Below are 20799 nucleotides of genomic sequence, written 5' to 3'. Positions count from 1 at the left end.
AGAGTGAGGGAGCGATGTTCGAGAGGTTCACCGACCGCGCGCGGCGGGTCGTTGTCCTGGCCCAAGAAGAGGCCCGGATGCTCAACCACAACTACATCGGCACCGAGCACATCCTGCTGGGCCTGATCCACGAGGGCGAGGGCGTCGCGGCGAAGTCGCTGGAGTCCCTTGGCATCTCGCTGGAGGGTGTGCGTTCGCAGGTCGAGGAGATCATCGGTCAGGGCCAGCAGGCCCCGTCCGGCCACATTCCGTTCACCCCGCGTGCCAAGAAGGTGCTGGAGCTGTCGCTGCGCGAGGCGCTGCAGCTCGGGCACAACTACATCGGGACCGAGCACATTCTGCTCGGCCTGATCCGCGAGGGTGAGGGCGTCGCGGCGCAGGTGCTGGTCAAGCTGGGCGCGGACCTGAACCGGGTGCGCCAGCAGGTCATCCAGCTGCTGTCGGGCTACCAGGGCAAGGAGCCGGTCGAGGGTTCCGGTTCGCGCGGCGAGCAGGGCACTCCGTCCACCTCGCTGGTGCTGGACCAGTTCGGCCGCAACCTGACCCAGGCCGCCCTCGAGGGCAAGCTCGACCCGGTCATCGGCCGCTCGAAGGAAATCGAGCGCGTGATGCAGGTGCTGAGCCGCCGTACCAAGAACAACCCGGTCCTGATCGGTGAGCCCGGCGTCGGTAAAACCGCCGTCGTGGAGGGTCTCGCCCAGGCCATCGTCAACGGCGAGGTGCCGGAGACGCTCAAGGACAAGCAGCTGTACACCCTCGACCTGGGTTCCCTGGTCGCGGGCAGCCGCTACCGCGGTGATTTCGAGGAGCGCCTGAAGAAGGTGCTCAAGGAGATCAACACCCGCGGCGACATCATCCTGTTCATCGACGAGCTGCACACCCTGGTGGGTGCGGGCGCGGCCGAGGGCGCGATCGACGCGGCCTCGATCCTGAAGCCCAAGCTGGCTCGCGGTGAGCTGCAGACCATCGGCGCCACCACCCTCGACGAGTACCGCAAGTACATCGAGAAGGACGCCGCCCTGGAGCGCCGGTTCCAGCCGGTCCAGGTGGGCGAGCCGACGGTCGAGCACACCATCAACATCCTCAAGGGTCTGCGCGACCGCTACGAGGCGCACCACCGGGTTTCGATCACCGATGGCGCTCTGGTCGCCGCCGCTACCCTCGCGGATCGCTACATCAACGACCGCTTCCTGCCGGACAAGGCGATCGACCTCATCGACGAGGCCGGTGCGCGCATGCGCATCCGCCGGATGACCGCGCCGCCGGACCTGCGCGAGTTCGACGACAAGATCGCCGAGGCGCGCCGGGAGAAGGAGTCCGCGATCGACGCGCAGGACTTCGAGAAGGCCGCGCGTCTGCGCGACAAGGAGAAGCAGCTCGTCGCCAAGCGGGCCGAGCGCGAAAAGCAGTGGCGCTCCGGCGATCTGGACGTCGTGGCCGAGGTCGACGACGAGCAGATCGCGGAGGTGCTGGCCAACTGGACCGGTATCCCGGTGTTCAAGCTCACCGAGGAGGAGACCACCCGTCTGCTCCGCATGGAGGACGAGCTGCACAAGCGGATCATCGGCCAGGAGGACGCGGTCAAGGCCGTGTCCAAGGCCATCCGCCGCACCCGCGCCGGTCTGAAGGACCCGAAGCGTCCGTCGGGCTCGTTCATCTTCGCCGGTCCGTCCGGTGTCGGTAAGACCGAGCTGTCGAAGGCACTGGCGAACTTCCTGTTCGGCGACGACGACGCGCTCATCCAGATCGACATGGGCGAGTTCCACGACCGCTTCACCGCCTCGCGCCTGTTCGGTGCCCCTCCGGGCTACGTGGGCTACGAGGAGGGCGGCCAGCTCACCGAGAAGGTGCGCCGCAAGCCGTTCTCGGTGGTGCTGTTCGACGAGATCGAGAAGGCCCACCAGGAGATCTACAACACCCTGTTGCAGGTCCTCGAGGACGGCCGGCTCACCGACGGTCAGGGTCGTACGGTCGACTTCAAGAACACCGTGCTGATCTTCACCTCTAACCTCGGCACCTCCGACATCTCGAAGGCGGTCGGCCTCGGCTTCGCCCAGAGCAATGCCGAGGGCTCGAACTACGAGCGGATGAAGCTCAAGGTCAACGACGAGCTGAAGAAGCACTTCCGCCCGGAGTTCCTGAACCGCATCGACGACGTGATCGTGTTCCACCAGCTGACCCAGGACCAGATCATCGAGATGGTCGACCTGATGATCGGCCGCGTCGCCAATCAGCTGCGGAACAAGGACATGGAGATCGATCTGGCTCCGCAGGCCAAGAGCCTGCTGGCCAAGCGCGGTTTCGATCCGGTGCTCGGTGCGCGACCGCTGCGTCGCACCATTCAGCGCGAGATCGAGGACCAGCTGTCGGAGAAGATCCTCTTCGGCGAACTGGGCGCCGGTCAGGTCGTGGTCGTGGACGTCGAAGGCTGGGACGGCGAAGGCCAGGGCGAGAACGCCAAGTTCACCTTCACGCCGAAGGCCAAGCTGACCAAGAAGTCGGACTCCGGCGTCGAGGACAAGCCGGTCGCCGCCCTCGCGGGTGAGGCTCCGGCCTCCTCCTCGGGCGAGTAAAGGCTCAGCCTCGGGTCGAATAGGCCTCAGCGACAACGAAAGCCCCGTTCTCCTTCGGGAGGGCGGGGCTTTTCGTTTGCCCGGGCGGGAAATTCGGTGGCGGCGCGATCCCGGTATCGCCCATGCTCGGATAGCTGTCCGGAGGGACCGGGCGCGGAAAGGGCGGCAGCATGCTCTCCGAGACACAGATCGAGGACTTCATCACCGAGGGATTCGTGAAGGTCGAGGGCGCCTTCTCCGCCGAGACGGCCGCCGCGGGCCGCGAGATCCTCTGGCGCGCAACCGGTTGCGACCCGGAAGATCCGTCGACCTGGACCCAGCCGGTCATCCGGCTGTGGGACCACGCCCAGGAGCCCTTCGCGCGGGCGGTCACCGCGCCGCCGCTGCTCGCCGCCTTCGATCAACTGGTCGGTCCCGGCCGCTGGTTCCCCCGGAGAACCCTGGGCAGCTGGCCGATTCGATTCCCCAGCCCGGAGCCGCCGGGCGACGACGGCTGGCACGTCGACGTGAGCTTTCCCGGCGATGCCGCCCGCGACGACTACCTGAGCTGGCGCGTGAACATCCACTCCAAGGGCCGCGCCCTGCTGATGTTGTTCCTGTTCTCCGATGTCGGCGTCGATGACGCCCCGACGCGTATCCGGGTCGGCTCGCACCTGCGGCTGGCGCCGGTGCTGGAGCCGCTCGGCGAGGCGGGTACCACCATGTTCGACCTCCACGAGTTCTACACCGCCACGGCCGATCTCCCCGAGGCCGTCGCGACCGGCCGGGCCGGCGACGTCTACCTCTGCCATCCCTTCCTGGTGCACGCCGCCCAGCCCAATCGTGTCGGCCGCCCGAAGTTCATGGCCCAGCCGCCGCTGCTGCTGCGCGAGCCGTGCGTGCTGGACCGCCCGGACGGCGCGTATTCAGCGGTGGAACGGGCCATCCGGCGCGGGCTGGCGCTCGGGGCCGCGCACTGACTACGCGCCGAGGCGTAGCCGGGATGTGTTCTCCGGACGGATGTTTCGCGCCGCCGCCGGGCGGAGGGTGAAGTCATGGAACTCGGATTGCATCTGACGAACTTCGCCCTGGACACTCCTTCGGAACGGATCGGATCGCGGCTGGCGGAGGTGGTCCGCACGGCCGAGGACAGTGGGTTCTCGGTCATCGCGGTGGGTGACCATCTCTGGCAGAGCCCGTGGCTGGGCCGTGTGGAACAGAATGTGCTGGAGGCGTATTCGACGCTGTCGTTCATCGCGGCGCACACCTCGCGGGTGGAGCTGACAGCGCTGGTGTCGGGGGTGCACTATCGGCATCCGGCCATGCTCGGGAAGCTGGTCACCACCCTGGATGTGCTGTCCGGCGGCCGGGCCTGGCTGGGGATCGGTGCGGGCACCTCCACGGGTGATGTGGAGGGCTACGGCCTGCCGTTCCCGCCGCTGCGCGACCGCTACGAGATGCTGGAGGAGGCGCTGCGGATCTGCCTGGCCATGTGGACCGATGAGCGGGGCGCTTCGGAATCCGTGCTCGGCAAGCACTTTCAGGTGCAGCGTCCGCTGAACGCGCCGCAGGCCGTGCGGAACTCGCCGCAGGGCGGGTATCGGCCGCATCCGCCGATGCTCATCGGCGGGGACGGCGAGCGCCGCACGCTGCCGTTGGTGGCGCGCTACGCGGATGTGGCGAGCCTGCGCCCGGGCCCGGACCTGCCCGCCAAGATCGCGCTGCTGGACCGGATGTGCGTGGAGATCGGCCGCGATCCGCGCGAGATCCGCAAGAGCTGTGCCTTCGCCTTCGATCCCGGCCCGGGCGGAGGGGGCGTCGGCCAGGTGCTGGGGCAGCTGAAGTGGCTGGCGGACATGGGGATCGACCTGGTCATCGGCCGGGTCGCGGGTGTCGACGACCTCACGGCGCTGGAAGTGCTCGGCCGCGAGGTGATTCCGGCGGCCGCCGAGTTCGGCGCTACTGCCAGCCCGGTCTGACCAGACCCGATTCGTAGGCCATGACGACCAGCTGGGTGCGGTCACGCGCACCCAGCTTCACCAGGATCCGGCTGACGTGGGTGCGGGCGGTGGCGGGACTCATGTAGAGCCGATCGGCGATCTCGGCGTTGGTGAGGCCCTCGGCGACCAGGATCATGACCTCGCGTTCGCGGTCGGTGAGTTCCGAGAATTGCGCCGCGGGTGCGGGTTTGGCGTGCGCGGCGAATTCGGCGACCAGGCGCCGGGTGACGCTGGGGGAGAGCAGCGCGTCACCGCCCGCGACCACGCGCACGGCCTTGACCAGGTCGGCGGGTTCGGTGTGTTTGACGAGGAAGCCGGTGGCGCCGGAACGCATGGCCTCGAAGACGTATTCGTCGAGTTCGAAGGTGGTCAGGACGACGACTCGCACTGCGGCGAGGACCGGATCGGCGGCGATGGCGCGGGTGGCGGCGAGGCCGTCCAGCACCGGCATGCGGATGTCCATGAGTACGACATCGGGCACGAGTTCGCGGGCCAGGTCGAGGGCTTGGGCGCCATTGTCGGCCTCGCCCACCACCTCGACGTCCTCCTGCGCGCCGAGCAGCGCCACGAAGCCCGCTCGCACCAGCGCCTGATCATCGGCGATCACCACCCGGATGGGCATGACGCGTCCTCCAATTCCGTGCTCACTCAATCGGTTCGTTCCGCACGAGGTGGGTGGGCAGCCGGGCCTTCACCCGAAATCCGCCGTCGGCCTTCGGTTCTGCGGACAGTTGCCCGCCCAGGGCGTGGGCGCGTTCGGTCATGCCGGTGATGCCGTGGCCGCCGGTCGGCGACTGCGGCGCGGGCTGGCGGGTGGGCCGGGTGTTGTCGATGGTGAGCTGCAGCCGCTCGGCGGCATAGTGCACGGTGACGAGCACGCTCGCGCCGGGCGCGTGCCGCACCACATTGGTGAGCGACTCCTGCACGATCCGCGCGGCGGCCACGTCGACCACGGCCGGCAGCCGTCGCGGCCCACCGGTCACCATGGTGTGCACCTCCAGCCCGGCGGCGCGGGCCGGTCCGGTGAGCTTGTCGAGGTCGGTGATGCCGATGGTGGGTGCGGTCGGTGCGGTCACGGTGGCGGTGCCGCCGCGAATGGAGCGCAGCAGCGCGTTCACCTCGCCGAGCGCGTCCTTGCTGGCGGATTTGATGGCGGCCAGCGCGGTGGCGGCCTGTTCGGGCTTGCGGTCGAGCAGTTCCAGCGCGACCGAGGACTGCACATTGATCAGGGAGAGGCTGTGCGCGAGCACGTCGTGCAGTTCGCGCGCGATGGCCAGGCGCTCCTCGGTGACCCGCTGTTCCCGCTCGGCCGATTCCAGTGCGCGCTGGGCCTGTTCGCGTTCGCGCTCGGCCTGTTCCTCGCGGCGGGCCGCCTCGCCGCGCTGCCGCCGGGCGATGACGGCGGCGCGTCGCTGCCGGATGCCCTCGGCCGCCGCGGCGAGCACGAAAAGCCAGGCGAGCAAACCGAATTCCTGCCAGGTGCCGGTGTGGTACCCGCGCCAGCCGGGCACCGGCCACACCATGAGCAGGTAGCCCGCGGCCACGAACGGATAGGTGTACCAACGGGATTCGAGGACGGCGGCGGTCAGGAAGGCGACGATGAGCGAGACGAAGATCGGCCCGTAGCCGTAACCGAGCAGTAGGTACGCGACCGCCACGGCCAGCGTCGCGTAGAACACTTCCAGCGGGCGGCGCCGACGTAGTACCAGCAGTACCGGACCGGCGATGAGCAGTGCATATCCGTACACATCGAGCTGGCGCACCACCGGCTGGTGATGATTGGCCAAGGTTCCGAAGCCGAGTTGTATCGCCCCCACCGCCAGCGCCGGGAGCACGTCGCGCCGCCCGAGCCTTCCCCCGCGTGTGTCCATAGCTGCACCGTAGCGCCGTCCGCGGGCAGCGGCACTGTGTCGCGGCCAAATACGTCCAGATACGTACGCCGGATCGCGCGTTGCGACGGATTATTTCCCGTGCGCGGCGGCGGATCGTTGAGCCCATGAACGAAGCAGTATCCGATGGCGGCCGTCGCGGGCCCTCCATGGTGACGCAGGCTGCCTCCTCCGGGCCTGACACACCGATCGCGGTCGTCGTCACCGATCGGCTGACCAAGCGCTACGGCTCCCACACCGCCGTGGACGCCGTGAGCATGAGCGTCCGCCGCGGTGAGATCTACGGTTTCCTGGGGCCCAATGGCGCGGGCAAGACCACCACGTTGCGCATGCTGGTCGGTCTCATCCGTCCGTCGTCCGGCGGGGCGACCGTGCTCGGGCGGCAGCCCGGCGATCCGGAAACCTTGCGCCGCACCGGCGTTCTCATCGAGGGCCCCGGCTTCTACCCCTACCTGTCGGGCCGGGACAACCTGCGCGTCCTGGCCCGTTACCGGGGTGTCGGCGACGACGCGGTCGCCGACGCCCTGGACCGGGTGGCCCTCAGCGCCCGCGGCAAGGACCGGTTCCGCACCTATTCGCTCGGCATGAAGCAGCGCCTCGGTGTCGCGGCCGCCCTGCTGGGCCGCCCCGACCTGCTGATTCTCGACGAACCCACCAATGGCCTGGATCCGGCGGGCATGGCCGAGATGCGCGAGCTCATCACCGGACTCGCCGGCGACGGGCACACCGTGGTGCTGTCCAGCCACCTGCTCAGCGAGGTGCAGGAGATCTGTGATCGCGTCGGCGTCATCTCCGCCGGGCGACTGCTGGTCGAGTCGACGGTGCGCGAATTGCGCGGCACGGCCTCGCTTCTGGTGCGCGCGGAGCCACTGGAGGTGGCCTTCCCGGCAGTGCGCGCGGTGGTGGGGGAGCGGTCGGCGCTGGTGACCGCCAACGGTATTCGTGTCGACGCCGGGGCCGCGAACGCCCCCGTGGTGGCGCGCGCGGTCATCGAGGCGGGCGCGGAGCTGCTCGAGCTGCGCACCGACGAAAAGTCCTTGGAAGAAGTCTTTTTCGAGATGACGGAGACGGCGAAATGACCGACCTGCTGGCCAGCACCCGGGCCGAACTGCTGCGGCTGCGCAAGTGGCCCGCCTTCTGGATCGTGCTCGGCACCTGGATCCTGTTGAATCTCACCTTCGCCTACCTGTTCAACTACCTGGCCTACACCACCGGCAGCACCACCCGCATGTCCAACGGCCTGCCGCGTGAGCTGCTCCTGCAGCAGATGCTGCCGGCGGCCGTGCCGGAGGTGTTCACGCAGGGCATGGCCATGTTCGGCGGGGCGCTCATGCTGGTGCTGGGCGCGCTCGCAGTGGGCAGCGGCTACGGCTGGGGCAGCTGGAAAACCGCACTCACACAGGGGCCTTCGCGGGTGCAGGTGATCGGCGCGGTGGTGCTGAGCCTGGCGGTGACGGTGGTCGGGCTGGTGCTGGCCGCCTTCGTGATCGACACCGGCGTGGCCGCGCTCATCGCCGGCTCCCAGGGCCAGTCCCTGGCGCTGCCGTCGGCCGGCCGGATGCTGCTCGGAATCGGTTCCGGCGCCGCCATTCTGGGCATGTGGACGCTGGCGGGCGCGCTGATCGGGGCGGTCGCCCGGGGTCCCGCGCTGGCGGTGGGCCTGGGCCTGGTGTGGGTGCTGGTGGTGGAGAATCTGCTGCGCGGCGTCGCGGCGATCTTCGCGCCCATCCGGGCCGTCACCGACCACCTGCCCGGCACGGCCGCCGGCTCCCTGGCGGGTTCCCTGCGCACGGTGAGCGGCCCGGCGACCCCCGGTGTCCTGGACGTCCTGGGCCGCGGCGAGTCCCTGCTGGTGCTCGCCGGGTACGTCGTCGTCTTCGCAGCCGGAACGATCTGGCTGATTCGGCGCCGTGACATGGTGTGAGACAGGCGAATACCGCGCGATGCGGCCGTTCACCCGCGCGGTGAGCGGCCGTGTCGTCGGGTCAGCCCGCCGGATCCAGCACGCCGTGCGCGAGTTTCGCCAGGCCCGCGGCGATCTGCCCGGACCCGAGCCCGCGTTCGCGCTGATGCCGGTACACCTCGGCGGCGAGCGGTGCGAGCAGCGGGTCCACGAGTGAATCGGGTTCGGCCACACCGGCTTCGGTGAGCAGGGCGCGTACGTGCACCGCCCAGAACTGATAGGCCCCGGTGCGGAAACGCGCACCGCCGGTCTCCGCGCCGAGCACCAGATGGGCATGGGTGTCCAGCAATTCGACCATCGCCGCGTAGAACGCGGCCAGTCGTTCGGCGGGCGGCGCGCCCGGTCCCAGTGGTGGCTCGCCGCGCAGCAGCTGCTCCTGGAGTGCCCGCTCGTGCTCGTCGAGCAGCGCGACGGCGATGGATCCCACGTCCGGATAGCGCCGGTACAGCGTTCCCCGCCCGACCCCGGCCGCCTTGGCGATGTCGTCCATGGTGACGGTGCGCGGGTCGCGCCCGGCGAACAGTTCCGCGGCTGCGGCCAGCACCTTGGCCCGATTGCGGGCGGCGTCGGCGCGCTCGGCGGGCGCGGACCGGTCGTTGAGCAGTGGCAGGCCGGGGGTGTTCATGCAGCTCACTGTAGCCCTCGGGGAATAAGTGGACAATTTGTCCGGTTGTGGCCTACCGTCGGAGAAGTAAACGGACACAACGTCCACTTGATTGGAGCCTCGACCATGACCGCCCTGCTGCACCTCGACGCCAGCGCCCGCCGTACCTCGGTCAGCCGCGAGCTGAGTGGCGCCTTCGCCACTGCCTGGCGCGCCGAACACCCCGGCGCCACCTACGTTCACCGCGACCTGGCCGCCGAGCCGATCCCGTTCATCGGCGAGGGCTGGACCGAACTGTGCGACCGGGTGCTGGCCCGCGGTCGCACCGATCTCGACCGCCTGGCCGAACTGGCGGATTCCCCTGCGCAGCAGCGGGCCTGGGAGATCGTCGAGCCACTGCTGGCCGAGATCCGCGCCGCCGATGTCGTGCTGATCGGCACGCCGATGTACAACTACTCGATCCCGGCGAGCCTCAAGGCGTGGCTGGATCAGATCACCTTTCCGCGAATGTCGCTGGCCCCCACCCGATTCGTGGTCGTGACCGCGCGTGGCGGCGCGTACTCGCCGGGCGCGCCGAAGGCGATCTACGACTATCAGGAGCGCTACCTCCGCGACTTCTTCGCAGGCCATTTCGCCGTCGACGACACGGTTTTCGTCCATGCCGAGCTGGTGAACTCGCGCCAGGATCCGGCGCTGGCCCACCTGCGCGACGAGCACGACGCCTCCTACGCCGCCGCGCTCGCCACCGCCCGCGCCCTGGGTAAGGAGTACTGAAATGAACTGGCTCGTCCTGGGTTTGGCCGGCGTGGTGGAGATCGCGTGGTCGCAGTCCATCAAGCCGACCCAGAATTTCACCAAGCCGCTGCCGACCCTGCTGTGCTTCGTGCTCGCGGCGGTCGCGGTGTACCTGCTGTCCCACGCCATGCAGTCGCTGCCGGTGGGCACCGCGTACGCCATCTTCACCGGCATCGGCGCGGTGGGCGCGATCGGGCTGGGCATCGTGGTGCAGAAGGACCCGGTGAGCGCGGGCCGGGTGCTGGCGCTGTCGATGATCATCGGCGGCATCGTGCTGGCCCGGGTCACCAATCCCGGGTGAGCGCGGGCCGGGGCGGTATCGTCGCGCCCTATGGACGTTGCGCCCCTGCGGCCACCCGACCTCGCCGCGCGACCGTTCTTCCTGGTCGCGGAACGCATCATGGCGGCCTCGCCCGCCGAGCTCTACCGCCAGTGCACCCAGCAGTTCGGACTCTGGTTCGCCGACCCGGGTTCGATCCTCATGCGCCCGGTGGTGAACCAGCCGTTCTTCTTCACCGCGGGCGGCGGCCACCCGCACTACGGCAGATTCCTGCGCCTGGAACCCGACCGCCTGGTCGAGCTGACCTGGGTCACCGGCGGCACCGAGGGCACGGAAACCGTGCTCACCCTGGAACTTTCGGCGCACGGCGCGGGCACCGCCCTACTCCTCACCCACGCCGGCTTCCCGAACGACGTGACCCGGGAGCGGCACGAGAAGTCGTGGCCGCGGGTGCTCGAGGACTGGGACCACCGCACGGCCGCGGCCGTCTGAGGGATGAACACCGAATGATCGTGAGCCCGCCCCGCTTTCGGGCGGAGTAGGTTCGACCCGTACCGATTTCCCGGGGTTCGGGGGCGTAGCCCCTGAGAGCCTCGAGAGTTGAGTTCTCCCCTCTCACGAAAGGACAGTGATGCCTACACGTAGCGCGCGTACCGCCTGGTCCGGCGGCCTGCAGGACGGTTCCGGTCAGGTCGAGCTGGTCAGCTCGGGTGTCGGCAAGTACGACGTCTCGTTCCCGAAGCGCACCGCCGACGAGGCCGACGGCACCACCAGCCCCGAAGAGCTCATCGCGGCCGCGCACTCCTCCTGCTACGCCATGGCGCTGTCGGCTGAGATCGGCAATGCCGGCGGCACCGTGCAGAGCCTGGACATCACCGCCGACGTGACCCTGGGCCCGGACCCGGCCGGCGGCTTCCGCATCTCCAAGATCAAGCTGACCGTGGCCGGCAAGGCGTCTGGCATCGACGACGCCGGCTTCCTGGCCGCCGCCGAGGCCGCCAAGGCGGGCTGCCCGGTGTCCAAGGCGCTGGCCGGCGTCGACACCATCGAGCTGGCCGCCACCTTCGAGGCGTAACTCGCGAGTTCCCGGCTGACGCTGTCGTCAGCCGGGACCCGGCGCGGGCCGGGGTTGTGGACGATGGCGTTGATCAGGCGTTCTTGCCCGGTACATCGAGGACGACCTCGAACTCCAGCAGCGACGCGCCGGTGGAGACCGGCTTGCGTGCCTCGCCCGCGTGCGCCTCGCGCGCCGGGCCGTCCCGCCACGCCGCGAAGGACTCCTCCGAATCCCACTGCGTGACAACGAAATACCGGTTGTCGCCGGAGACCGGGCGGAGCAGCTGGAAACCCAGGAAACCCGGCGAGTTCTCCACCGCGTGCGCACGGTGCGCGAAGCGCTTCTCCAGTTCGGGGCCCGCGCCCTCCGGAACCTCGATTGCGTTGATCTTGACGACTGCCATGGGTGCGAATGTACTCCGTGCCCGCGACGTATCGTTCGAGGCAATAACCAACTCGGAACACATGGTCGAGGCGATGTTGTACGACGAAGGCGGCGCGGGTGCGCCGATCCTGCTGCTGCACGGATTGATGGGCAGCGCCCGGACCTGGCGGGCGCAGCTGCCGTGGTTGCGCGAATTCGGGCACGTGTACACGTTCGATGCCGCCGGGCACGGACGCCCCGCGCCCGCCGAGCTCACCACCGAGGCGTTCGTGGCCGATCTGGCCGCGGCGACCTCGGACATCGCCGAACCCATGGTGGTGATCGGGCATTCGATGGGCGGACTGCACGGGTGGATGTTCACCGCGGCGCACCCGGAGCGGGTGCGCGCACTGGTGGTCGAGGACATGGCGCCGGACTTCCAGGGACGCACCGCGGAGAACTGGGCGGCCGTGATTTCGGCTTGGCCGCAACCGTTTCCGGACGAGCGGGCCGTGCTGGAATTCTTCGGCCCGGTCGCGGGCCGCTACTTCCTCGACTCGTTCCGGCAGGGCCCCGACGGCTACCGCCTGCACGGTGAGGTCCCGACCTTCCGGGACATCTCGGAGGAATGGGGCGCGCGCGATTTCTGGGCGCAGTGGAAATCCGTGACCGTCCCGGCCCTGCTGATCGAGGGCGAGCACAGCATCACCCCGCCGGGGCAGATGCGCGAGATGGCCGAGCTCCACCCGGATGCCCGCCACGTCGTCATCCCCGACGCCGGTCACCTCGTTCACGACGATCAACCCGCCGCCTACCGGGCCGAAGTCGAGGATTTCCTGCGCCGCGTCCTCGTTTGATGGCGGGTGCCTTCAGTCGGGTGGGGTGGTCGTCGTATGCTCGGCTCGACCCCGACTCCTGACGGATGGTGACCAACGATGATCGACTTCTCGATTCCCGCCGACCTTGCTGCCGAACGCGATCGGGTTCGCCGGTTCGTCATCGACAAGATCGTGCCCTTCGAGCGTGATCCGCGCCTGACCGCGCACGGCCCCGACGACGAGCTGCGGCAGGAACTGGTCGAACTGGCCCGCGCCGAGAAGCTGCTCACCATCCAGGCCCCGGTCGAGCTGGGCGGGCGCGGCCTGACCCACCTCGAGCAGGCCGTGCTGTACGAGGCGGCCGGCTGGTCCACCCTCGGCCCCGTCGCCATGAACTGCGCCGCGCCCGACGAGGGCAATATGTTCCTGCTCTCCAAGATCGCGAATCCGGAACAGACGCAACGCTTCCTGCAGCCGGTGATCGACGGCCACCAGCGCAGCGTCTTCGCCATGACCGAGCCGGGCGGCGCCGGCTCCGACCCCAACCAGCTCGCCACCGAGGCCACCTTCGACGGCGAGAACTTCACCATCAACGGCCGCAAATGGCTGATCACCGGCGCCGACGGCGCCAAGACCTGGATCATCATGGCGCGCTTGGCCGCCAACCCGCACCTGCCCGAGGGCCCCACCCTGTTCCTCTGCGACGGCGACGCGCCCGGGATCGTGATCGAACGCGTCATGAACACCATGGACCGCAACTACGTCGGCGGCCACGCAGTGGTGCGCTTCGACAACCTGGTGCTGCCCAGGGAATCCGTGCTGGGCGAGACCGGCCAGGCGCTGCGCTACGCCCAGTTGCGGCTGGCCCCGGCCCGCCTCACCCACTGCATGCGGTGGCTGGGCGCGGCCGAGCGGGCGCAGGCCATCGCGGTCGACTACGCCAAGACCCGTACCGCCTTCGGCAAGCCCATCGGCGAGCATCAGGGCGTGTCGTTCATGTTGGCGGACAACGAGATTGCGCTGCACCAGTGCCGCCTGACCATCTGGCACGCGTGCTGGCTGATGGATCAGGGCCACAAGGCCCGCCACGAATCCTCCATCGCCAAGTCCTACGTCTCCGAGGAGCTGTTCAAGGTCACCGACCGCTGCGTCCAGGTGCTCGGCGGCATCGGCATCTCCGACGAGACCGTGGTCGAGATGATCTTCCGCGACATGCGCGCCTTCCGGCTCTACGACGGCCCGACCGAGGTGCACAAGTACGCCATCGGGCGGCAGATCCTGCGCGGCTGAAAGCCCGGTCTGCCCAGTCGGACCGGCCTTCGGTGGGCGAACCCCCATGGTTCGCGGCGCGTCTCGTTCTGGACTGCGCTCCGCCTCCCCGCGCTTGGAGCGGGGGAGCGAAGCGGAGGAGCGGAGGGAGGGAAGAACGAGACCTCCAGCGCCGCGAACCCGCCCGGAGCGGAGCGGAGGGCAGATCAAACACAGAGGGCATAATCTTCCAGCATGAGTTCGGAATTGCACGTGGACGTCTCCGGCGGCGTCGCCGTGCTCACGCTCAATCGGCCCGCCCAGCAGAACGCCCTGACCCCGGCCATGGCGTCGGAACTCGGTGCGTCGCTGCGCCGCTGCGACGAAGACGACGCGATCGGCGCGGTCGTCATCACCGGGACCCCGCCCGCGTTCTGCGCGGGCGCGGACCTGTCGCTGAAGGTCGGCGAGGTCAACGGCCTGATCGATCCGCCGCCGTTCCGGATCCGGAAACCGGTCATCGCGGCGGTGAACGGGCACGCGGTGGGCATCGGCCTGGAGATCGCGCTGCAGTGCGACCTGCGCTATGTCGCCCGCGACGCGGTGTACGCGCTCAACCAGGTTCGCCGCGGCGCGCTCGCCGACGGGTTCGCGCACTGGACCCTGCCCCGCCTGATCGGCAGCGCCCGCGCCGCGGACCTGCTGCTCACCGGCCGCACCTTCGACGGAGACGAGGCGTACTCGCTGGGCATCGCCAATTCCTGCCTGCACGCCGCCGAGGTGCTGCCCACCGCCCTCGAGGTGGCCCACGACATCGCCCACGGTTCGGCCCCGCTCCCGGTGGCCCTGTCCAAGCGCCTGCTGTGGGAGGCCCCCACCATGGCCCCGGAAACCGTGGGCCGCTTGGAAAGCGAGCTCAACGGCTACGTCGCCAAGAGCACCGACGGCGGTGAGGGCGTCGCGGCCCTCAAGGACCGCCGTCCGCCCAAGTGGACCGGCAGCGTCAGTGGCGAATGGCCCGCCTGGGATGCCGTGACCGGTGGCGAGCGCCTGCCCGGTCTGGACTGACCCGGGCCGTTCGGCCGGACCTGAGCGGGCCGTTCGGCTAGGCGCGCCCGCTGATGACCATCAGCAGGAAGATGCAGGCGAAGACCACCATCAGGCAGGTCCCGATGACGCCGAGGACATAGCCCACCAGGACCTGCACCCGGCCACCGAAGCGGCCCCCGCCCTCCTCGATCTCGTTCAGCGCGCGCCGTCCGAGCGCCCAGGCGACGGGACCCAGCGCGCCGCAACAGAACACGCTGAGCGCACCCAGCAGCAGGACGGCCGTCGCATGCTCATGCTCGACAGGGGATCCGAGGGGCGGCTGATCGAAGACCACCGCCCGAGTTTACGGGCGGAAGCCCCGCGGCGGCAGGCTGACGCGCGGTGTTCGCTTGCGCCGCTTGGATATCGAGGCTCGATAGCCCCGATATGCGGTGGTCGAGTGACCGAATCAGGCCCGGCGCTGCCGCGCCACCTCGGCCAGCACCACGCCCGCCGCCACCGAGGCATTGAGCGACTCGACCGGACCCGCCATCGGAATGCTCAGGATCGAATCGCAGGTCTCGCGCACCAGGCGCGACAAGCCCTTGCCCTCCGAGCCGACCACGATGACCGTCGGTGCGCTGCCGTCGAATTCGTCGAGGGTGGTGTCGCCGCCCGCGTCGAGGCCGACGATCTGGTAGCCCTTGTTCGCCCAATCCTTCAGCGTGCGAGTCAGATTCGTGGCCCGCGCGACCGGAAGCCGCGCTGCCGCACCCGCACTGGTGCGCCATGCCACCGCGGTGACACTGGCGCTGCGCCGCTGCGGGATCACCACACCCTGGCCGCCGAAGGCCGCCACCGAGCGGATGACCGCACCCAGATTGCGCGGATCGGAGATATTGTCCAGCGCCACCAGCAGCGCCGGCTCGCCCGAGTTGTGCACCCGGTCGACCAGATCGTCCGGATGGGCGTACCGGTACGGCGGCACCTGCAGCGCCATGCCCTGATGCATGCCGTTGTGGCTCATCTTGTCCAGGTCGGTGCGCGGCACCTCCAGGATCGAGATACCGATCTCCGCGGCCGTCTTCACCGCCTCGCTGAGCCGGTCGTCGTTCTCGGCGCCATTGGCGACATAGAGCGCGGTGGCGGGCACACCCGCGCGCAGGCACTCCACCACCGGGTTGCGGCCGAGCACCAGCTCCGGACCCTCGTTGTCCTTGCGGCCCGCGATGGGCCGGGCCGCATTGCGCGACCGGGTGGTGGCGGCCGACGTCTGCGCCTTGGCCTTCGCCTTGGCGCGCTTCGCGGCCGGGTGGTAGACGCGGTCCTCGGCCTTGGGCGTCGCGCCCTTGCCCTCGAGCCCGCGGCGGCGCTGCCCGCCCGACCCGACGGTCTGCCCCTTCTTGGTGCCTGACTTGCGCGTCGCCCCGCGTCGCTGGGAATTGCCTGCCATCACTTCGCCTTCCGTATTTCGCGGGTATCCCGCCTCGGCCCGGCCGCGGGACGAACCCGCTCACGGTCGATCATGCGGGAAACCTGCCTCCGGTCGGCGCAGCGAACGGCTGCGCCCCTGTCTGAACTTTCGCGCTGCCCAAGAGCAGCGCCTCCGGCCGGCCACGAGCCGCGCGGCATTGCCGGAGGGACGCTACGAATTGTGCCCCACGCTGGGTCGCCGCCCCGAATTCGGTGCGCTCCGCCACACCGCGCGAGCGAGCCCGCGCGGTATTCGGGCGACCCGACGCGGTATTCGAGCTATACGGGTTCCGCCGATGCGGAACCGGTTACTTCTTCTCCTTGGCCAGGGACCACTCCGCGCCCTGCGGCGTGTCGGTGACCTCGACGCCCGCGGCCGAGAGCCGGTCGCGGACCGCGTCGGCGGTGGCCCAGTCCTTGTCGGCGCGCGCCTGCTGCCGCCGCTGCAGTTCCGCGCCGATGAGCACATCGAGCGCGGCGATGGCGGCGGAATTGTCCGCGGGCGCGGCCCAGTGCTCGTCGAGCGGATCCACACCGAGGATGCCCAGCATGGCCCGAACCTGCCCGGCCAGCATGCGCGCGCCCGAGAGGTCACCCGCGTCGAGCGCCTTGTTGCCCTCGGTCACCACGCCGTGAAGCGCGGCCAGCGCCTGCGGAACTCCGAGGTCGTCGTTCAGCGCGTCCCCGAAGGCCGGGGTCCAGGTGCCGACCGGAACCTGGCCCGTGCGCTCGGCCACCCGCAGCACGAAGGCCTCCAGCCGCTGGTACCCGGCGGCCGCCTCGGTCAGTGCCTGATCGGAATACTCGATCATGGACCGGTAGCTCACGCTGCCCAGGTAGTAGCGCAGCTCGACCGCGCGCACCCCGACCCGTTCCAGCACGTTGGGAATGGACAGCACATTGCCCAGCGACTTGGACATCTTCTCGCCGCCCATGGTCACCCAGCCGTTGTGCAGCCAGTAGCGGGCGAATCCGTCCCCGGCCGCGCGCGACTGCGCGATTTCGTTCTCGTGGTGCGGGAAAACCAGATCCATTCCGCCGCAATGAATATCGAATTCCGGTCCGAGATAGAACTCGGCCATGGCGGAGCATTCCAGATGCCAGCCCGGGCGACCCGGACCCCACGGCGACGGCCAGCTGGGCTCACCCGGTTTGGCGGCCTTCCACAGCGTGAAGTCGCGCGGATCCTTCTTGCCCTGGCCCGCGCTCTCGCCCTGGTGCACGTCATCGAGCTTGTGCCCGGACAACTTTCCGTAGTCCGGGAAGCTCAGCACGTCGAAATAGACATTGCCCTCGGAGGCGTAGGCGTGGCCGCGTTCGATGAGCCGCTCCATCATCCCCACCATCTGGGTGATGTGCCCGGTGGCGCGCGGCTCGCCGGACGGCGGCAGCACGCCCAGCGTCTCGTAGGCGCGGTCGAAGGCGCGCTCGTGGGTCGCGGCCCACTCCCACCACGGGCGGCCGTGCTCGGCGGCCTTGTTCAGAATCTTGTCGTCGATATCGGTGACATTGCGAATGAAGGCGACGTCGAAATCATTGGCGGCCAGCCACCGTCGGAGCACATCGAAGGCGACGCCGCTGCGCACGTGCCCGATGTGGGGTTCCCCCTGAACGGTCGCGCCGCACAGGTACACCGAGGCTTTGCCAGGGACCAGCGGCGTGAATTCACGCAGGGTCCGCGTCTCGGTGTCGAAAAGGCGCAGAGTCACGACAGAGCATCCTAGCTGTTGGGAAATGGGCGGATGACGGGTGCGTCAGGCGCGACAACACAGCAGCGCGGTGGCGACCGCCGCCACACCCTCGCCGCGGCCGGTGAGGCCCAATCCGTCGGTCGTGGTGCCGGACACCGAGACCGGCGCACCCAGAATCTCGCCCAGCACCTGCTGCGCCTCGGCCCGTCGCGGGCCGATTTTCGGGCGATTCCCAATTACCTGTACAGCCGCATTGACAATTGTGAATCCGGCCTCGTCGAGCAGACGGCGGACTTCTTTCAACATGGCCGCGCCGGACACGCCCGCCCATTCCGGGCGACCCGTGCCGAAAACCGCACCCACATCGCCCAGTCCGGCGGCCGACAGCAGCGCGTCGCACAGCGCGTGCGCCGCGACATCACCGTCGGAATGTCCCGCGCAGCCGCTGTCGCCCTCGAACAGCAGGCCCGCCATCCAGCAGGGCCGGCCGGATTCGACGGGGTGCACATCGCTGCCGATGCCGGTGCGCAGGGCCATGGGATCCATCACGGGGCGATCACCGCTTCGCGTGTCGTGTCCAGCCCACCTGCGGTGTCCGCCGTATCACGGCGCGCGGCAAGGGTATTGGCGAGGACCAGGTCCAACGGCGTAGTGATCTTGAAAGCCAGGGCGTCACCGAGCACCGTGTGAACGGTCGCACCCAGCATTTCCACCAACCCCGCGTCATCTGTCGCCTGTGTACCCACAGCGTAGGCGGCGCGCAGCAGCGCGGCATCGAAGCCCTGCGGAGTCTGGATGGCACGCAGCCCGGATCGATCCGGGGTACCCGTCACGGCGCCGGTCGTGTCCACGGACTTGATGGTGTCGGTCACCGGCAGCGCGGGCACCACGGCCCGCGCGCCCGCGCGCAGCGCCTCCACCACGCGGGTGACGAGCGCCGGGGGAGTCAGGGCCCGGGCGGCGTCGTGCACCAGCACCAGGGTGGCATCGGGCGCGGCCGCGAGACCGGCCCGCACCGAATCGGTGCGCTCGGCCCCGCCCGCGACGACGTGCACGGGCACGTCGGAAGCGGGCAGCAGGGCGCGGGTCTCGGCGACGAGTTCGGCGGGCACCATAACCACAACGTCGTCGACCGACCCGGAATCGATCAGTCCCTGGACCGCCCGAGTGAGCATGGGACTGCCGCCGACGTGGACGAACGCCTTCGGCTTGTTCTCACCGAGACGCACGCCCATGCCGGCGGCAGGAACCAGAGCGACGACACGACTGCCGTCGCCGGGTGTAGTTTTCACGGTCAGGAGGCCGCTGCGAGAACCTCGTCGAGCAGGGTCTCGGCCTTGACGTCGTCGGTACCTTCCGCGAGCGCGAGCTCACCGACGAGAATCTGGCGGGCCTTGGCCAGCATCCGCTTCTCACCGGCGGACAGGCCGCGGTCCTGCTCACGACGCCACAGGTCGCGGACGACCTCGGCCACCTTGTTCACATCGCCGGAGGCGAGCTTCTCGAGGTTGGCCTTGTAACGGCGGGACCAGTTGGTCGGCTCTTCGGTGTGCGGAGCCCGCAGCACCTGGAAGACCCGGTCCAGGCCTTCCTGCCCAACGACGTCGCGGACGCCGACATACTCGGCATTCTCCGCGGGAACCCGAACGGTCAGGTCGCCCTGTGCGACCTTCAGGACCAGATACTCCTTTTGTACACCCTTGATGGTGCGGGTTTCGATAGCTTCGATCAGCGCCGCTCCGTGGTGGGGGTAAACGACGGTGTCTCCGACCTTAAAAATCATGTGTCCCGTGCCCCTTTCGATGTTCACAGTTTAACATGCGACTCGGTAACGGCGCGATCAACGGCGCAGGTCAGGGCCACAACGGAGCGGCGGCGGGGGTTGACAGAACGGGAATCGTGTGCATCCCGTTGTGGCATAAGGGGATAGCGCATCGCATCGTTCGCGCGCATATGCGAGTGCGTACTTCGCATACGCGACCGAGCGCCCTCTCATAAACATCAATGCATCACTCCAGAAGTCGTCTCCGAATCGTTGTCAGGGCCCCTGACACATCCCGCCCGGTCGTTCTGTGAGATGCCGCGCTCGCGCCGGGCCGTCGCGGCGGGCGCACGCCACGCGCACGCGACACCGCCCGCGTGTAGAGCGGGGGGAGGGACGCATTACTCTCTTTGACTACTACTCTCCATAGTGGAGTTAGCCCGGTCGACATGGAGGACCCCGTGACTGCCCTGAAAGCCACCACTGCGTCGAAGTCGCGGCGGCGTGCCGTGACAGTTGCTGCACTCGCTGCGGGTGCGGTGCTCGCGCTGTCGGGTTGCGGCGCCGGTCAGGTCTCGCAGACCGCCACCCAGGTCGCCGCCGTCAACGGCAACACTGCCAATGTCGGCTCCATCGCGCTGCGCGACGTGCGCTTCCTGCTCCCGCAGACCGAGGAGTACAACAACGCCAAGGGCGGCAAGGCCGTGCTGGCCTTCAGCGCCGTCAACCTCAGCGACAGCAAGGCCGACGAACTGGTCAGCATCAGCACCGACCTGGGCCAGGTCAAGATCGCCGACAAGATCGAGATCAAGCCGTCCAGCACCGTCGTAGCCGACAAGCCGACCGCCAAGGACGCGGCCGCCGCGGCCGCCGTGCACGAGCAGAACGCCGGCGAGCCCGCCTCCGACAAGGTCACCGACCCGAACGCCAAGCCCGTCCTGATCGAGGTCACCGGCCTCACCAAGGACGTCACCCCGGGCCTGACCTACCCGCTGACCTTCGTCTTCAAGGAGGGCGGCACCGTCGTCGTCAACACTCCCGTCGACGCCGGCCCGAACAACCCGCGCCAGGAGCCCGCGAAGCAGGAAAAGGGCGGCGAGCACTGAGCTCCCGCTAGAGCACCTGACCGCGCCCGCCCCCACAAATCGGGGCGGGCGCTGTTGCATCCGATCATCCCGGAGGTTCGCGGCCGTCTCGATTCTGGACTGCGGCTGGAATAGACCTCCGCCTTGGAGCGGGGGAGCGAAGCGGAGGAGCGGAGGAGGGAAGAATCGA

23 protein-coding genes are annotated in these 20799 nt (G+C 69.1%); 13 read left to right on the top strand and 10 right to left on the bottom strand.

What is annotated here, in order from left to right:
* Positions 1 to 14 precede the first annotated feature (14 nt).
* From ACWEQQ_RS00115 to ACWEQQ_RS00105, 3 genes are all read left to right on the top strand, one after another.
* A complete protein-coding gene (locus ACWEQQ_RS00115) occupies positions 15 to 2573 on the top strand; it encodes an ATP-dependent Clp protease ATP-binding subunit (RefSeq protein WP_379383285.1) in 2559 nt (852 codons plus the stop codon).
* Between the two features lie 170 nt (positions 2574 to 2743).
* Entirely contained in the window at positions 2744 to 3532 is a 789-nt protein-coding gene (locus tag ACWEQQ_RS00110) for a phytanoyl-CoA dioxygenase family protein (RefSeq protein WP_452346623.1), read from the top strand.
* A 75-nt stretch (positions 3533 to 3607) separates the two neighbouring features.
* Entirely contained in the window at positions 3608 to 4531 is a 924-nt protein-coding gene (locus ACWEQQ_RS00105; protein ID WP_452339652.1) for an LLM class flavin-dependent oxidoreductase, read from the top strand.
* Here the strand turns inward: ACWEQQ_RS00105 and ACWEQQ_RS00100 are convergent.
* Complete coding sequence (locus tag ACWEQQ_RS00100; RefSeq protein ID WP_452339651.1) at positions 4512 to 5174, bottom strand: response regulator transcription factor; 663 nt, start codon at positions 5172 to 5174, stop codon at positions 4512 to 4514. The two genes, ACWEQQ_RS00105 and ACWEQQ_RS00100, sit on opposite strands and share 20 nt — an antisense overlap.
* Positions 5175 to 5196: 22 nt before the next feature.
* Positions 5197 to 6423, bottom strand: coding sequence for a sensor histidine kinase (locus ACWEQQ_RS00095; protein WP_452346622.1), 1227 nt, complete (start codon positions 6421 to 6423; stop codon positions 5197 to 5199).
* Positions 6424 to 6590: 167 nt separating this feature from the next.
* Between ACWEQQ_RS00095 and ACWEQQ_RS00090 the strand changes: the two genes are divergently transcribed.
* Both ACWEQQ_RS00090 and ACWEQQ_RS00085 read left to right on the top strand, forming a co-directional pair.
* Entirely contained in the window at positions 6591 to 7520 is a 930-nt protein-coding gene (locus ACWEQQ_RS00090) for an ABC transporter ATP-binding protein (RefSeq protein WP_452346859.1), read from the top strand.
* The gene (locus tag ACWEQQ_RS00085) at positions 7517 to 8365 is read left to right on the top strand and encodes an ABC transporter permease (RefSeq protein ID WP_452346621.1); all 849 of its coding nucleotides are present in this window, start codon (positions 7517 to 7519) and stop codon (positions 8363 to 8365) included. The genes ACWEQQ_RS00090 and ACWEQQ_RS00085 overlap by 4 nt, the downstream gene beginning before the upstream one ends.
* Positions 8366 to 8426: 61 nt before the next feature.
* Here ACWEQQ_RS00085 and ACWEQQ_RS00080 read toward each other — a convergent pair whose 3' ends face one another.
* The gene (locus ACWEQQ_RS00080; protein WP_452339648.1) at positions 8427 to 9029 is read right to left on the bottom strand and encodes a TetR/AcrR family transcriptional regulator; all 603 of its coding nucleotides are present in this window, start codon (positions 9027 to 9029) and stop codon (positions 8427 to 8429) included.
* A 105-nt stretch (positions 9030 to 9134) separates the two neighbouring features.
* On the opposite strand from ACWEQQ_RS00080, the gene ACWEQQ_RS00075 reads away from it, so the two are divergent.
* The 4 genes from ACWEQQ_RS00075 (at position 9135) to ACWEQQ_RS00060 (ending at position 11158) form a co-directional block, all read left to right on the top strand.
* Positions 9135 to 9782, top strand: a complete 648-nt coding sequence (locus ACWEQQ_RS00075) for an FMN-dependent NADH-azoreductase (RefSeq protein WP_452346620.1) — start codon at positions 9135 to 9137, stop codon at positions 9780 to 9782.
* 1 nt (position 9783) lies between these two features.
* Positions 9784 to 10104, top strand: coding sequence for a DMT family transporter (locus tag ACWEQQ_RS00070; protein WP_354831388.1), 321 nt, complete (start codon positions 9784 to 9786; stop codon positions 10102 to 10104).
* A 30-nt stretch (positions 10105 to 10134) separates the two neighbouring features.
* Positions 10135 to 10575, top strand: coding sequence for an SRPBCC family protein (locus tag ACWEQQ_RS00065; RefSeq protein ID WP_452346619.1), 441 nt, complete (start codon positions 10135 to 10137; stop codon positions 10573 to 10575).
* Between the two features lie 139 nt (positions 10576 to 10714).
* The gene (locus ACWEQQ_RS00060) at positions 10715 to 11158 is read left to right on the top strand and encodes an OsmC family peroxiredoxin (protein ID WP_452346618.1); all 444 of its coding nucleotides are present in this window, start codon (positions 10715 to 10717) and stop codon (positions 11156 to 11158) included.
* Positions 11159 to 11231: 73 nt separating this feature from the next.
* On the opposite strand, the gene mhuD is transcribed toward ACWEQQ_RS00060, so the two are convergent.
* On the bottom strand, positions 11232 to 11543 hold the full coding sequence (gene mhuD / locus ACWEQQ_RS00055; protein ID WP_364606466.1) for a mycobilin-forming heme oxygenase MhuD: 312 nt from the start codon (positions 11541 to 11543) through the stop codon (positions 11232 to 11234).
* Positions 11544 to 11616: 73 nt separating this feature from the next.
* On the opposite strand from mhuD, the gene ACWEQQ_RS00050 reads away from it, so the two are divergent.
* From ACWEQQ_RS00050 to ACWEQQ_RS00040, 3 genes are all read left to right on the top strand, one after another.
* Complete coding sequence (locus ACWEQQ_RS00050; RefSeq protein ID WP_452346617.1) at positions 11617 to 12360, top strand: alpha/beta fold hydrolase; 744 nt, start codon at positions 11617 to 11619, stop codon at positions 12358 to 12360.
* Between the two features lie 78 nt (positions 12361 to 12438).
* The gene (locus tag ACWEQQ_RS00045) at positions 12439 to 13611 is read left to right on the top strand and encodes an acyl-CoA dehydrogenase family protein (RefSeq protein WP_452339642.1); all 1173 of its coding nucleotides are present in this window, start codon (positions 12439 to 12441) and stop codon (positions 13609 to 13611) included.
* A gap of 213 nt (positions 13612 to 13824) precedes the next feature.
* Complete coding sequence (locus ACWEQQ_RS00040; RefSeq protein ID WP_452339641.1) at positions 13825 to 14637, top strand: enoyl-CoA hydratase/isomerase family protein; 813 nt, start codon at positions 13825 to 13827, stop codon at positions 14635 to 14637.
* A gap of 37 nt (positions 14638 to 14674) precedes the next feature.
* On the opposite strand, the gene ACWEQQ_RS00035 is transcribed toward ACWEQQ_RS00040, so the two are convergent.
* From ACWEQQ_RS00035 to carD, 6 genes are all read right to left on the bottom strand, one after another.
* Positions 14675 to 14953 carry a DUF4190 domain-containing protein gene (locus tag ACWEQQ_RS00035; protein WP_452339640.1) on the bottom strand — a complete coding sequence of 93 codons (279 nt, stop codon included), beginning with the start codon at positions 14951 to 14953 and terminating at the stop codon, positions 14675 to 14677.
* A gap of 114 nt (positions 14954 to 15067) precedes the next feature.
* A complete protein-coding gene (gene rlmB, locus ACWEQQ_RS00030; protein WP_452339639.1) occupies positions 15068 to 16051 on the bottom strand; it encodes a 23S rRNA (guanosine(2251)-2'-O)-methyltransferase RlmB in 984 nt (327 codons plus the stop codon).
* A gap of 328 nt (positions 16052 to 16379) precedes the next feature.
* Complete coding sequence (cysS, locus tag ACWEQQ_RS00025; protein ID WP_452346616.1) at positions 16380 to 17780, bottom strand: cysteine--tRNA ligase; 1401 nt, start codon at positions 17778 to 17780, stop codon at positions 16380 to 16382.
* Positions 17781 to 17825: 45 nt separating this feature from the next.
* Positions 17826 to 18293, bottom strand: a complete 468-nt coding sequence (ispF, locus tag ACWEQQ_RS00020; RefSeq protein WP_364606775.1) for a 2-C-methyl-D-erythritol 2,4-cyclodiphosphate synthase — start codon at positions 18291 to 18293, stop codon at positions 17826 to 17828.
* Positions 18294 to 18307: 14 nt separating this feature from the next.
* Positions 18308 to 19054 carry a 2-C-methyl-D-erythritol 4-phosphate cytidylyltransferase gene (ispD, locus tag ACWEQQ_RS00015; RefSeq protein ID WP_452346615.1) on the bottom strand — a complete coding sequence of 249 codons (747 nt, stop codon included), beginning with the start codon at positions 19052 to 19054 and terminating at the stop codon, positions 18308 to 18310.
* Between the two features lie 2 nt (positions 19055 to 19056).
* The gene (gene carD / locus ACWEQQ_RS00010) at positions 19057 to 19545 is read right to left on the bottom strand and encodes an RNA polymerase-binding transcription factor CarD (RefSeq protein WP_019931623.1); all 489 of its coding nucleotides are present in this window, start codon (positions 19543 to 19545) and stop codon (positions 19057 to 19059) included.
* A 440-nt stretch (positions 19546 to 19985) separates the two neighbouring features.
* Between carD and ACWEQQ_RS00005 the strand changes: the two genes are divergently transcribed.
* Positions 19986 to 20630, top strand: a complete 645-nt coding sequence (locus tag ACWEQQ_RS00005; protein WP_452339636.1) for a hypothetical protein — start codon at positions 19986 to 19988, stop codon at positions 20628 to 20630.
* Positions 20631 to 20799 lie beyond the last annotated feature (169 nt).

This window comes from Nocardia sp. NPDC004123, from assembly GCF_053603795.1.
This window is presented reverse-complemented; position numbering and strand designations above follow the sequence as displayed.